Annotated in this window: 8 protein-coding genes; 4 read left to right on the forward strand and 4 right to left on the reverse strand. The window is 63.9% G+C overall.

Going from position 1 to position 13,679, the window contains the following annotated elements; all coding sequences use genetic code 11:
* Positions 1–121: 121 nt before the first annotated feature.
* Entirely contained in the window at positions 122–796 is a 675-nt protein-coding gene (locus C41B8_RS01820; RefSeq protein ID WP_037333284.1) for a haloacid dehalogenase type II, read from the reverse strand.
* Between the two features lie 601 nt (positions 797–1,397).
* On the opposite strand from C41B8_RS01820, the gene C41B8_RS01825 reads away from it, so the two are divergent.
* Positions 1,398–2,093 carry a response regulator gene (locus C41B8_RS01825; protein ID WP_051882720.1) on the forward strand — a complete coding sequence of 232 codons (696 nt, stop codon included), beginning with the start codon at positions 1,398–1,400 and terminating at the stop codon, positions 2,091–2,093.
* Between the two features lie 452 nt (positions 2,094–2,545).
* Here C41B8_RS01825 and C41B8_RS01830 read toward each other — a convergent pair whose 3' ends face one another.
* Positions 2,546–6,022 (reverse strand): PAS-domain containing protein, encoded by a 3,477-nt coding sequence (locus C41B8_RS01830; RefSeq protein WP_051882723.1) that lies wholly within the window; start codon positions 6,020–6,022, stop codon positions 2,546–2,548.
* Positions 6,023–6,639: 617 nt separating this feature from the next.
* Here C41B8_RS01830 and serS point away from each other — a divergent pair.
* A complete protein-coding gene (gene serS, locus C41B8_RS01835; RefSeq protein ID WP_037333289.1) occupies positions 6,640–7,923 on the forward strand; it encodes a serine--tRNA ligase in 1,284 nt (427 codons plus the stop codon).
* 1,175 nt (positions 7,924–9,098) lie between these two features.
* Here the strand turns inward: serS and cysB are convergent.
* A complete protein-coding gene (cysB, locus tag C41B8_RS01840; protein ID WP_037333292.1) occupies positions 9,099–10,079 on the reverse strand; it encodes an HTH-type transcriptional regulator CysB in 981 nt (326 codons plus the stop codon).
* Positions 10,080–10,231: 152 nt separating this feature from the next.
* Here cysB and C41B8_RS01845 point away from each other — a divergent pair, with 152 nt between their 5' ends.
* Positions 10,232–11,038: a sulfite exporter TauE/SafE family protein gene (locus C41B8_RS01845; RefSeq protein WP_037333295.1), complete on the forward strand. Its 807-nt coding sequence runs from the start codon at positions 10,232–10,234 to the stop codon at positions 11,036–11,038.
* Between the two features lie 46 nt (positions 11,039–11,084).
* On the forward strand, positions 11,085–12,509 hold the full coding sequence (gene cysG, locus C41B8_RS01850) for a siroheme synthase CysG (protein ID WP_051882725.1): 1,425 nt from the start codon (positions 11,085–11,087) through the stop codon (positions 12,507–12,509).
* Positions 12,510–12,931: 422 nt separating this feature from the next.
* Here cysG and C41B8_RS19235 read toward each other — a convergent pair whose 3' ends face one another.
* Positions 12,932–13,669, reverse strand: coding sequence for a 4'-phosphopantetheinyl transferase family protein (locus C41B8_RS19235; protein ID WP_051882727.1), 738 nt, complete (start codon positions 13,667–13,669; stop codon positions 12,932–12,934).
* Between the last annotated feature and the right edge of the window lie 10 nt (positions 13,670–13,679).

Raw genomic sequence — 13,679 nt, forward strand, 5'->3', positions numbered from 1 at the left:
ATCCGCTTACGGTCTGCCGGCCTCAGCTGACCTACGTTAGACCCGTGCCATACCGCCGGCACGCTGCGATAAACCCGCCGTCATGTTTGTCGATTAGCGCTATACGGGTAATCGGACAAAACTAGCTGTCGGCCGCAATGATGCGCTCGGCCACGGCGGCCAGATCCGGACCGACGATATCGGGTCGGTCGCCGGCCGTGTTGATCGAGTCGTCGCCGCGGGCGACAAAGGCGGCCTTGAGCCCAGCGCGCAGCGCGCCGGTAACATCCCAGTCATGACATGCAATCAGCCGTAGTGCGTCGGGCGGGGCGCCGAGCGCATCGGTGGCGACCCCGTAGGCGGTCGGGTGCGGTTTGTAGCAGCGCGCGGCCTCCACGGAGAGCACGTGGTCGAACATGTCGGTGAGCCCGGCGTGTGCGAACTGCGAGTCGACGGCCGACTGCGCGGAGTTGGTCAAGGCCGTCAGCGTAAAGCCCGCCGCGCGCAGGCGATCCAGGGCGGGGCGGACGTCGTCGTGGGGCGGCAATGTCGCGACGGTATCGAATACCCGACGGCGTTGCTCATCGGTGAGTGCTATACCGCGCCGCGCGGCCAGTTGATCCAGACAACGACTGGCCAGATCCGAGAAATCCAGAAACCGCCCGGTGAGACTGGTGACCGTGGACCAATGGAGCAGCGAGGCGAACCATTCGCGCCGACTGCGGCTATCGCCAAAGATGTCACTGAATATCGGATCGAGAGCCGACAGGTCGAGTAGTGTCTCGTTGACGTCGAAGACGAGATGAGTCGTTGGCATATCGCGTTTGCAAACAAAAACGTTGCGTCGCAGGTTAGGGGTTCGGGACGATTGATGCGAGCACTGGCCGATGTGCCGCCGTGGGTCGCGATCACTGCGTCAAGATGGCGGGCCCGATCGAGAGGAACGGTGCACCCGCCCAATCTGCCGGGCGCGGGTCGATCGGATGGGGCAGCGAGTGGGGCCCGATGCCGTGTCCAGCGAGCGCCGCGTTGGTGTCCGCAAATCGTGTCCGGCAAGACGCGAGTTCGCCGGCGCCGAGCGTGTCACGACCCAAATTCACAACGCGGCCGGGCGCCCTTAACGCGTCTCTCATAACGACACGCCCTACGGGAAAGCGCGGATTGCGCGTACAACTTATTAAAAATCACTATCGAGTGACGCCGGTTGGTATGCGCTAAAGGCGTAACCCGCGCGGCGATTGGGGCGCACGGTTCGCGAAGCGGCGCGATTCATATAAGCTGTCGGACCACGCGATGCGTAATACGCGCCACGTTATCGATACATCGTGGTGCCGCCTATCGGCTGTCACCATCAGCAATAGGTCTATCATCGCTAGGTCGTATATGATGAGCGGGGAACTACGCCGAGGCCGTTTTATATGAACACCAGCTCAAAAGCCGGAAGCGCGCACCGGGTCATCATCGCGGACGATCACCCCCTGTTTCGTACCGCCTTAAGCCAGGCGGTGTCGCAGGCGTTGGGCGATCCCGAACTATTGACCGTGGGGAGCGTCGACGAGCTGACTGCGCTACTTGCCGACAGCAACAACGATGCCGATTTGTTGCTGCTCGACCTGAACATGCCAGGTGCTCGAGGCTACTCGGCTCTGGTGCATACGCGCAGCGTGGCGTCGTCGTTACCGGTGATCGTGGTCTCGGCGCACGAGGATGCCAGCGTGGCCCAGGCCGCACTCGAACACGGCGCGGCCGGGTTCATTCCCAAGTCCGCCTCGCCGGAAACCATGGCCGAGGCCATCTCGGCAGTACTTTCGGGCCAGCGCTGGATTCCGAAGCACGCCGAGAACGCCGAGCCCGACAAGGACGACTTCACCGAAAAGCTCGCCACGCTCACGCCGCAGCAGCAGCGCGTGCTGATGATGCTCACCGACGGGCTGCTCAATAAACAGATCGCCATCGATCTCGATATTTCCGAGGCAACCGTCAAGGCGCATATCACCGCGATTCTGCGCAAACTTGATGTCCATACTCGAACCCAGGCCGTCATCGCGGCCCGCAGCCTCGAAATCGACTGGGGCAACTACGCACGCCGCGAACTCAACGACTCTAATACCTGATCGACGCGCCGATCGCACAGCGCAAAGAGCGGCCCCGGGCGGAGCCGCTCTTTTTTTTCTTCGCAGATAAGCTTGGCAAGGGCGGCCGCGCGAATTGGGCAGCGCGCTGGACCAGGGCACGCCGAAAAACGGGGCCTACAAGTATTGCCCGCCCGACGGCGGAGACCTTAACTCTCGCGCCGCAGCCGGAATTACTTTGATGTCGGATTACGCTTCGCTAATCCGACCTACGCGCCATAGGGCCCGCATATTGACGTAGGTCGGCTCAGGCCGCAGGCCGTAAACCGACATGGACGGCCGCGCCCGCACCCGCCGATTGGCGCCCATGGTGCATGGCGCTTCGCTAATTCGGCGGACACGACGGTTGATGAAGACACACTCGGCCGTCGCTAGCGCGCCGATCAACGAAACGCGAACCGCGACGCGGTCCAAGCCGCGCTGCCAGGACGTGCCTAAACCGCTTCAATTTCACCGCCGCGCACTGGCCGGCGAATGGCCTCGCGCAGTTTCTCCGGACCGATCGGCTTGTAGACCAGGCCGACATTCATGGCTTCGACCCGCGCGATGATGTCCTGGCTGCGGTTGGCCGTCACCAGAATGAAGCGGGTGTCGTCGAACTGTTCGCCCAAGCCTTCGATCAGCGTCAGACCGTTCGCGCTGTCTTCGCCCAGGTCGTAGTCGAAGATCGCGATATCGAACGATTCGTCGCCGAGAATGGCCTCCGCGTCTTCCGGCGGCGCCGTCATGCAATCGATGTCCCAGCGTTCGAGCAGGCCGACCAGGGCATCCAGCGAGGCATTGTCGTCGTCCACGCATAGCGCGCGATGAATGGGCTGGGACGCGACGGGCTTGGCGGCCGACGGTTCGGCGGCGGGCGTTTCCGGGGCCACGCGTTCGATATGAATACGAAACACGGTGCCGTAGCCGGGTTTGGAGTTCACCTGGATATCGTGGCCGAGCAGACGCGCCATGCGATCCGCCAGCGACAAGCCGAGACCCAGGCCGCGCTCGCCGGATGCATGGCTCGATGTGCCGCGCTGGAACTCCTCGAAAATCGAGCCGAGTTGGTCGTCGGTGATACCGGGGCCGGTGTCCCAGACTTCGACCCGTACATGGTCGGCACGGCGGCGCACGCCGATCAGCACGCGTCCGGTTTCGGTGTAGCGCACGGCATTGGAGAGGAAGTTCTGGAGAATACGCCGCAGCAGGTTGGGGTCGCTGCGTACCCAGGCGTTCGATGGCACGGCGTGGAGCACCAGCCCGGCGTTGCGTGCCAGCACCTCGAATTCGCGGGTCAGCGGTTCCAGGATCCGCGACAACGGGAACGCCTGATATTTCACGTCCCACGCGCCGGCGTCGATCTTGGAAATATCCAGTAGTGGCTCGAGCAGCGCCTGGGCGGCCTCCAGCGACATCTGGATCTGTTGCAGGGCCGTGCTCTGGGCGTTGGCGTTGCCTTGCTCGGCGCCGGCGGCGAACAGCCGGGCGGCGTTGAGCGGTTGCAGCAGGTCGTGGCTGGCGGCGGCCAGAAAGCGGGTCTTGGACAGATTGGCGCGTTCGGCCTCGCGGCGCGCCTCCAGCGCGGCGCGCTGGGCTTCCGCACGCTGCTGGTTCTCGCGGCGCAGGCCTTCGTTGGCACGCGAGAGTTCTTCCGTGCGCTTGGCCACGCGTGCCTCGAGTTCTTCGTTCATCCGCGTCAGCGCGGCCTCGTTGCGCTTGAACTCGGTGATGTCGTTGAACGTGGTCACGAAGCCGCCGCCCGGCATGGGGTTGCCGGTCATCTGCAGCACCGTGTTGTTGCGGCGATGACGCTCGAAGCGATGCGGCTTGCCTTCGCGCAGATGTTCCAGGCGCTTGCGTACGTGTTCCTCGACCGGCCCGGGGCCGCATTCGCCGCGCATGGCGTTGAAACGGATCAGATCGGCGATGTGCCGCCCGGTGCGGACCATGCCCGGCGGGTATTCGAACAGCTCCAGATAACGGGTGTTCCAGGCCACCAGCCGCAGATCCTGGTCGACCACCGATATCCCCTGGTCGATATTCTCCAGCGCCGCCTGCAGCACGTTGCGGTTGAACTGCACCGCATCGGCCGTGCGATCGAGCAGGCGCACCATGTCTTCGAGCGCGAGATCGCGCTGGCGCAGCCCGGAGGCCAGCATGAGTCGGGCCGACGCGCTGCCGACCACGCCGGCCAGTCGTTGCTCGGCGAACTGCAGCAGCGAAGCGTCCACGATCTGGTTGGATAACAGCTGGCGGTCGTGATGGCCGGCATATTCGTTGAGCGCGGCGCGTGCGGCCTGCGGCCCGAGGAAACGCTGTAGCAGCACCTCCAGTTCACCGACGCGGATCGCCGGCGGCCGGACGTCGGCCGTGCTGCGCGGTTGGCGCCGCATGCCCAGATCGACGAAGGCCACGGCCTGTGCGCGTTCGATCAACGTGATCGACGTGTTGAGCGACACTGACGCCATCACGGCGATCTCGCCGGTGAGGGTCCAGAACACGCCGTGGGTGAGCGTATCGCCGAAATGCGTGCCGAACAGCGCCTGCGGCGCGAGCCAGCCGATACCGAACGGGCCGCCCGTCATCCAGCCGCCGGGCAGCCAGCCCTGGGTGACCATGATGGGTACGACCAGCGTATACAGCCACAGCGCGAGCCCGGCCAGCAGGCCGCTGATGGCCCCGCGCCGGGTGATGCGACGAATGAAGATGCCGCCGATCATCGGCGGTACGAACAGTACCACGCCCGACAGCGACAGCAGGCCGATGCCCGCTAGCGTCTGGCTGGTGGCGAACATGCGATAGAACGCCCAGGCCAGAATCAGGATCACCACGATCAGGATGCGGCGCGTGCGCAGCAGCGCGCGCGAGAGATCCTGACGATGGCCGAACTGGACGCCCGGCAAACGCAACGCCAGCGGTACCACGATCTCGTTGCAGATCATGGTGGAGAGCGTCACGGTCGCCATGATCACCATGCTGGTGGCGGCCGATACGCCGCCGATGTAGGCGACCAGGGTTAGCCAGTGCATGCCGGCATGCATGGGCAGGGCGATCACGAACCGGTCCGGATCGACCGTGTTGACGCCGAAGACCGTCAGCCCGGCCGCGGCCAGAGGCACCACGAACAGCGACATCAGGAACAGATACAACGGAAACAGCCAGCGCGCGGTGTTCAGATCGCGTGTTTCCGTGTTCTCGACCACGCCGACATGAAACTGGCGGGGCAGACAAAGCGTCGCCGCCACCGACAGGATGAGAACGGTGACGAAGCGCGGCGTGAGCAGCGGCTGATCAAACAGCGCATGAAACGCAGGTACGTTCCGGGCCTGGGCGAACAGATTGTGCACGCCGCCGAACATGCCGAACGTGACGACTGCGCCGACAATCAGAAAAGCGCTGAGTTTGACGATCGACTCGAACGCGATGGCGCGGATGATGCCCTGGTGCGATTCGCGCGGATTGACGTGGCGGGTGCCGAACGCAATCGAGAACGCCGCCATGGCGATGGCGACCAGCAGGCCCGTATCGGTCCAGCCGGCCAGCGTGACTTCCGTCTGCGGCTGGCTGTAGGCGCCGTGCACGATGGTGTTGAACGAGGTGGTCAGCGCATCGAGCTGCAGTGCGATGTACGGCAGCACCACCAGCAGCGCGATGCCCGACACCAGCGCCGCCAGCCCCTGCGACTTGCCGTAGCGCGCGGCGATGAAATCGGCGATGGACGTGGTGTTCTGCTGCTGTGAAATCAGCAGCATCTTGCGCAGCACCGGCGCCAGAATCAGCAGCGCGATCATCGGGCCGAGGTAGACCGGCAGATAACTCCAGCCTTCGGTTGCTGCACTCCCGACGCTGCCGTAGAACGCCCACGACGTACAGAACACCGCCAGCGACAGCGCATAAACCACGGGGCGTGGTCCGGGGCGGCGCATCATCCGCCCGCGGCGGTCGCCGATATAAGCGATATAGAACAGAACGCCTATATAGATCAGCGATATGACGATAAGTATCCAGGGACTGATGATGAATCGCTCCCCGGCAGTCCAGCTGCCTGTTGATTGATGACCCCGCGCGACGGCTGATGTCGTAGCGGTGGACCTTGCCCGAAACAGTGCGGCGTCGCTGGCGTCTTCCGCGCGCTGCCGCGCCGCTCGTCATTCTGCCGTAAAACTAGGGCCTTGTGCCGTTTCGTGCGAGTCCGCGCCAAGCGCTGTTTTACTGCAAGAGGAGGCGCGACGAGTGCGGCGCCGTGAGTCTAAGCGAGCGAGCTGCAACGCTCGATTGCAGTAAAACAGCGCTTGCCCCTTCGGGTTGGGCTCCAATCACGCCCTGCGGCGTTGCAAATCTTGATCGTGGCACGCCACGATCGGCGGCTCGCGCCTTGCCGGATGCGATTTGCGGTCTCCAACGCGGCGCTCGCACGAAACGGCAACAGGCGCCGGGGCGAATGACTGCCCACGGGCGCGGATTGTGACGGCGAGCGCCGCGGCCGATTGTGGCAGAATGCGCGTCGGCCATTGGCATCCCACTCGATTAGAAACGCGAACTCGTCATGCTCGATCCCCGTTTATTGCGCAACGACCCGCAAAGTGTGGCTGTTGCTCTTGCCCGCCGCGGTTTTGAATTCGACGCGGCGGGGTATGCCGCGCTGGAAGAAAAGCGCAAGGCGCTACAGACGCGAGCCGAGTCGCTCCAGGCCGAGCGCAACCAGCGCTCCAAGGCCATCGGCAAGGCCAAGGCGGCCGGCGAGGACATCGAGCCGCTCAAGGAGGCCGTCGCGGGACTGGGTGCCCAACTCGACCAGGCCAAGGCCGAGCTCGAGACGATCGCCGAACAGCTCAACGACATTCAGTCCGGGTTGCCGAACCTGCCCGATGCCGACATGCCCGACGGCGCGGATGAAGACGATAACGTCGTGGTCCGGCATTGGGGCGAGCCGCCGAGTTTCGACTTCGAAGTGGCCGATCATGTCGCCGTTGGCGAAAAACTTCACGGGTTGGATGCCGCCACCGCCGCCAAGATCACCGGCGCACGCTTCACGATCATGCAGGGCGGCGTGGCGCGGCTGCATCGTGCGCTGATCGCGTACATGATCGACAAGCATGTCGCGTCGGGCTATACCGAAGTCAACGTGCCGTACATCGTGAACTCGAAGTCGCTTTACGGTACCGGGCAGTTGCCCAAATTCGGCGACGATCTGTTTCGGTTGGCCGAGCCCGACGACTACTACCTGATTCCCACTGCCGAAGTGCCGGTGTCGAACATGGTCGCGGGTGAGATCGTTGAACCGGAACGGCTGCCGCTGCGCTACGTCGCGCATACGCCATGCTTCCGCGCCGAGGCCGGTTCGGCGGGGCGCGATGTGCGCGGCATGATCCGCCAGCACCAGTTCGAGAAGGTCGAGCTGATCAATATCGCGCATCCCGACCAGTCGGATGCCTGCCACGAGGCTATGCTCGCCAGCGCCGAAAGTGTGCTTCAGGATCTGGAACTGGCCTATCGTGTCGTCGATCTGTGCGGCGGCGATATCGGTTTTTCCGCGGCCCGCACCTTCGATCTGGAAGTGTGGCTGCCCAGCCAGCAGACCTATCGTGAGATATCGTCGATCAGCAACACGCGCGACTTTCAGGCTCGCCGCATGGGCGCACGCTACCGCGACGCCGAGACCGGGAAGCCGCGTCTGCTGCATACCCTCAATGGCTCCGGCGTGGCCGCTGGCCGCGCGCTGGTCGCCGTGCTGGAAAACCACCAGCGCGCCGATGGCAGTGTCGGCGTCCCGGCCGCGTTGCGGCCATACATGGGCGGCATCGATGTCATCGAACCGACCGTAGAGTAAGAGCCTATTCCAATAGTGCGCCGGGGTCTGCGGCGCTATCCGGCAAGGATAGTATCCGCAGATTATGCAGATGACCCAGATTTGAAGAAAAGCTGGATATGCTGACTAGTGTGGGGCTTGCACCGTTATAGCTTCGGGGGCAGCCCTTCGCTGTAAGCGAATACGAGCCCCGCGCTTTCAATCTGTTTAATCTGCGGATAAATTGCCTGTATTCGCGACCTGCGGACAAACTGGCCATGCAGATCAATCAGCGCGTCGGCGGTTTGGCCAGGTGTAGGTCGGCTTAGGCCGCAGGCCGTAAGCCGACATGGTCGACCGTACTGCGACTCGCAGATTGGCCTCCATGTCGGATTACGCTTCGCTAATCCGACCTACACGATTCGTCGGTCTTCAGATTTTGAAATGCGCTCTTAAGACGAAGTATCTCAGGCCGCTGTAGAGCTGCGGATACACCGTGGATCCGCGAGCTGCCGGCAAACCGGCCATGCAGATCAATCAGCGCGTCGGCGGTTCGGCCAGGTGTAGGTCGGCTTAGGCCGCAGGCCGTAAGCCGACATGGTCGACCGCACTGCCACTCGTGGATTGGCCTCCATGTCGGATTACACTTCGCTACTCCGACCTACATGATTCGTCGGTTTTTCAGATTTTGAAAAGTGCTCTTAAGACCAAGTGTCTCCGGGCGCTGTAGAGCCCTGATTCGTCGTTGAACTTCGGCACCTGTCCCAAACGAGCACAAAACCCGCACTTTCAATCTGTGTGATCTGCGCAATCTGCGGATAAATGACTGTATTCGGGCTCGGCGGATCGACCGTCCATGCGGGTCACTTAGCGAGGCGTGGGTCGGCTTAGGCCACAGTCCGTAAGCCGACGGGCCGACCGCACGACCGCGCACGAATCGGCCTCAATGTCGGATTACGCTTCGCTAATCCGACCTACCCGCTTGATTGCGAGCTGCCGGCAAACCGTCCACGTGGATCACTCAGCGCGTCGATAGTTGAACTAAGTGTAGGTCGGCTTAGGCCGCAGGCCGTAAGCCGACATGGTCGACCGCACTTCCACTCGCGGATTGGCATTCATGTCGAATTACGCTTCGTCAATCCGATCTACATAACAGCGTAGTTTTGGGATAAGCGAGCTGTATCGGCGGTCTGAGGGGAGCTGGCCGTGTACGTAAATCATCGCGTGGGCAGCTTGGGCCAGAGTTCGTCCAGCAGCTTGTCGAAGCTGGGGCCCGGGTAGGCATCGATCGCGCGGTCGATGACGTCTTCGGTCAGATGTTCGGCGAACATGCGGATGAAGCGCCGCATGTAACCGGTGAGGAACAGGTTGTGCCGGAAGCCGATGTGCGTCGTGCTGGACGAGAACAGATGGCTGGCGTCGAGGCTCACCAGATCGGCGTCGTTGGCGGGATCGTAGGCCATGTTCGCGATGACGCCCACGCCCAGACCGAGCCGGACGTAGGTCTTGATGACGTCGGCGTCGACGGCCGTGAGCACGACATCCGGCGTCAGTCCGCGCTCGGTGAACGCCGTATCCAGCTGTGATCGGCCGGTGAAGCCGAAGGTATACGTCACCAGCGGGTGTTCGGCGATGCGCTCGAGCGTCAGCGGGCTGCCATCGGCCAGGGGATGATCCGTGGGCACCAGAACGCAGCGGTTCCAGTGATAGCAGGGCAGCATGATGAGTTCGTCGTAATGTTCGAGTGCTTCGGTAGCGATGGCGAAATCGGCATCGCCGGCCGCGGCCCAGCCTGCGATCTGGGGCGGGGCGCCTTGGTTGATATGTAGCGAGACCCGGGGGTATGCCTGGCGGAAACCGGCAATCGTCGCCGGCAATGCATAGCGGGCCTGTGTATGTGTGGTGGCAACGCGCAGCGAGCCGCGATCGGTATCGGCGAACTCGCTTGCCGTGCGATTGATGTTGTCCACTTCCGACAGAATCCGGCGCGCGGTGCCGAGGATACGTTCGCCGGCGGGCGTGATGCGGTCGAGATGCTTGCCGTTGCGCTCGAAAATGAGCACGCCCAGTTCTTCCTCGAGCAGCCGGATCTGCTTGCTCACGCCGGGCTGCGAGGTGTGCAGGCTGCGCGCGGCCGCGGTGATGTTGAGTTGCTGGCGGGCCACCTCGTGGATGTACTCCAACTGTCGCAGCTTCATGTCGATCCGGTTATTCGATCGGGGTATTACTGCATCAGCATATATTACTTTTCGGTTTGATGCGCGACTGGTAGCTTGCCGCCTTCATCGGGGCCGCAACCGGCAGGTGCGGCCCGGGACACGCCGGCGGCGCGCCGGATAAGGATGTTTGCATGCTCGCTTTTGTCGTGGCCGGTCTGTTCGTCGGGGCCGCCGTGGGTTTGACCGGCGTGGGCGGTGGCTCGCTCATGACGCCGATCCTGATCCTGCTGTTCGGTTTCTCGCCTTCGGGGGCCGTCGGGACCGACCTGTTGTATGCCGCCGGCACCAAGGCGTTCGGCACGTTGCTGCATGGTCGTCAGCAGACGGTCGACTGGCCGGTGGTCGGTTTGATGGCGGCCGGCAGCGTGCCGGCGGCGCTGCTTACCATCGTGTGGCTGCATCTGGTCGGGTTGCAGCCTTGGGTACAGGAGCTGATGGTCGTCACGCTTGCGATCACGATGATCGTGACGGCGCTGCTGACGTTCGCACGCGATCGGCTCGTACGCTGGCTGCAGACACGGATGTTGTTCGTCTCGGGTAGGAGCCGCTCCGAGCTTCTGGCCTGGCGTCCGGTGATCACGGTGTGTGGTGGCGTCGTGCTCGGCGTGCTGGTGAGCCTGTCGTCGGTGGGGGCCGGTGTGCTGGGCACGACCATGCTGCTGATTCTTTACCCGAATACGCGTGCAGTACGCATCGTGGGCACGGACATCACGCACGCGGTGCCGCTCACGCTGATCGCCGGACTGGGGCATCTGACGCTGGGCACGACCGATCTGGGCGTGCTGGGGCTGCTGCTGCTCGGGTCGCTGCCAGGCATTTATCTCGGCACCCGGATGGGTTGGCGTTTGCCCGATCGCGCGCTACGGCCGATCATTGCCACCGTGTTGATCCTCGTGGCGCTCAGCATGATCTATAAAACAATGCACTTCGGCGGCTGACGGCCGCGTTCTCCGGCTGCCTCCCGGCTCGCAACGAATTCCCCCGATGATCGAGAAGCCTGTCGACGAACAATTTTCGACCTATCCGGTCGCGCTGCGGCTGGCCGGGCGTCGAGTGGTTGTGGCTGGCGGCGGCCGGATCGCGTCACGGCGCGTGGCACGCCTGCTGGCGGCCGGCGCGCGCGTGGCGGTAATCGCGCCAAGACTCGATCCCGCACTTTCCGAACGCGCGGCTTGCGGCGCCATCGAGTGGCAACAGCGCGCCGTGAAAGACTCCGATGCGCGGGACGCCGCGCTGTGTTTCGCTGCGACCGACGATGCCGACGTGAACGCGCGCTTCGCGGCCGCCGCACGTGCGCGCGGTATTCCGGTCCAGCGCGCCGACGATGCCAAGGCTTCGGATTTCCTCGTGCCGGCGTTGGTCGAGCGCGGGCCGTTGCAGGTGAGTGTGTCCAGCGATGCGGCCGCACCCAGCCTCACGCGTCGCCTGCGTGCCCGGCTGGAGACGCTGGTGCCGCACGCCTACGGCGATCTGGCTTCGCTGGCGGGTGAGTTTCGGGCGCAGGTCAAGACCTGCGTGCCGCGCGCCGAGCGCGCCGGATTCTGGAACGCGGTTTTCGAAGGGCCGATCGCCGAACAGGTTTTCGCCGGGCGGATCGACGCGGCACGCCGCGAACTGCAGGCGACGCTGGCCGAGGCCGATCCGATGAAACGAGCGACTCGCGGCGAAGTCTATCTCGTGGGTAGCGGGCCGGGCGATCCCGATCTGCTCACGTTCCGCGCGCTGCGGCTGATGCAGCGCGCCGACGTCGTGCTCTACGACAGTCTGCTGCCGGCCTCGATTCTGGAGCTGGTGTCGCCGGAAGCCGAGCGCATTCACGTGGGCAAGCGGGCGTCGAAGCATACGTTGCCGCAGGACGAAATCAACGCCTTGATGGTCAAACTGGCGCAGGCCGGTCGACGGGTGCTGCGGCTTAAGGGCGGCGATCCGTTCGTGTTCGGGCGTGGCGGCGAAGAGATCTCGGAGCTGGCCGACGCCGGCATCCCGTTTCAGATCGTGCCCGGTATCACCTCAGCCAACGGCTGTGCGGCCTATGCCGGTATTCCGCTCACGCACCGCGACTACGCCCAGTCGGTGACATTCGTGACCGGTCATCTGAAAGAAGGCGAATTGAACCTTTCTTGGGCCGAGCTCGCCCAGCGGGGGCAGACCGTCGTGTTCTTCATGGGCCGGCGCAATCTGGATACCATCTGTGCCCGCCTGATCGAGCACGGCTTGCCGGCCGACTGGCCGGCCGCGATGGTGATCGACGGCACTACTGCGCGCCAGCGCCTGATTCCGGCCACGCTCACCGATCTGCCGCCGCTGGTGGCCGCGGAGCGTTCGACCGGTGCCGCCTTGCTGATCGTGGGCGAAGTGGTGCGCTTGCACGAACGGCTTGGCTGGTTTCATCCGACGGCTGAATACTGAGGGCACGGTTCGTCCAAACGCCCGTTTCAAAACGCTAAGACGGGCGAGTCGTGTAGGTTTGATCGGCGAAGCGCAATCCAACATGGGCACTAATCCGCGAGATTGGTGGGCGTGCGGCCATGTCGGCTTACGGCCTGCGGCCTAAGCCGACCTACATCGATCCCCCTGCTTATGCCGTCTTTCCCAGCCACCGAACAATGCATCCAGGCGCGTAGGTCGGATTAGCGAAGCGTAATCCGACATGGGCACAAATCCGCCAGTGGTAGTGGGGCTCCTTAGAGCCTATTGGAATAGACTCTTAAAACAAGGGGGGGGCTGGAACGTACTCTAAACCGATCTGCCTGTACTTGATGCGACCGACGCCGGGTGGTCGTTTGGCGCGAGGAGGCTGCAGCAGTGCCTGGCCCGCGCGCAGACCAGACCTACGGCGCGTGAGCAGCCGTTGCCCAGTCGACGACGAGCGCGGTACGTTGCACGCCATCGCTGCCGTCGGGCCTCAGCGCGACGAGATCGATCGTTGCCGCCGGCCGTCGGGTCGCGACCCCGATGGCGAAACGATCTTTGACACTGTCAAGCTCCGTCGCGGCGAAGAACCAGGCCGCGGCGGACCGCACTCGCGTGCACCGTAGCGTCGGGCGAAGCCGGAAACTGGGCTTTTTCATGCCGGCGCCAAGACCCAGCCCCTGCGCCTTGAGCGCGGCTTCCTTGAGCGTCCAGAGCTGATGAAAATCGCGCAGCTGATCGGCTGGACCGACGCGTCGAAGTTCGGCGACTTCATCGGCATGAAAACAATGCGCGGCCAGCTGGGCCGGCGCGAAACGCCGCGCATGAATCCGCTCGATGTCGCATCCGGCCGGCGTCTCGGCCATCAGGCTCAGGCAGGCGCTGCCGCTATGGCTGAGGCCGAGATGACGCGAGCCCCGGCGGCATCGGGGTGCAGCGCCTCGCGGGTATTCAATCGATAGCGCTTGGGGCGCGGCGTTGTATTCCGCGGCCAGGTGATGGCGCAGCAGCCAGCGACTGGCGAGATATTCGCGGCGGCGGCCGGCGTGCACGATGCCGGCCTCATGGCCGCGCTCGGTGTCGCTCAGGCCGGCACGAAGATCATCTGGATCGACTGTGTCGTCGAACACGAACAACGCGAGGTTGAGCCGTGTCATGGCACCGAAC

This window comes from Salinisphaera hydrothermalis C41B8 (assembly GCF_000732535.1).
Taxonomy (GTDB): Bacteria; Pseudomonadota; Gammaproteobacteria; order Nevskiales; family Salinisphaeraceae; genus Salinisphaera; species Salinisphaera hydrothermalis.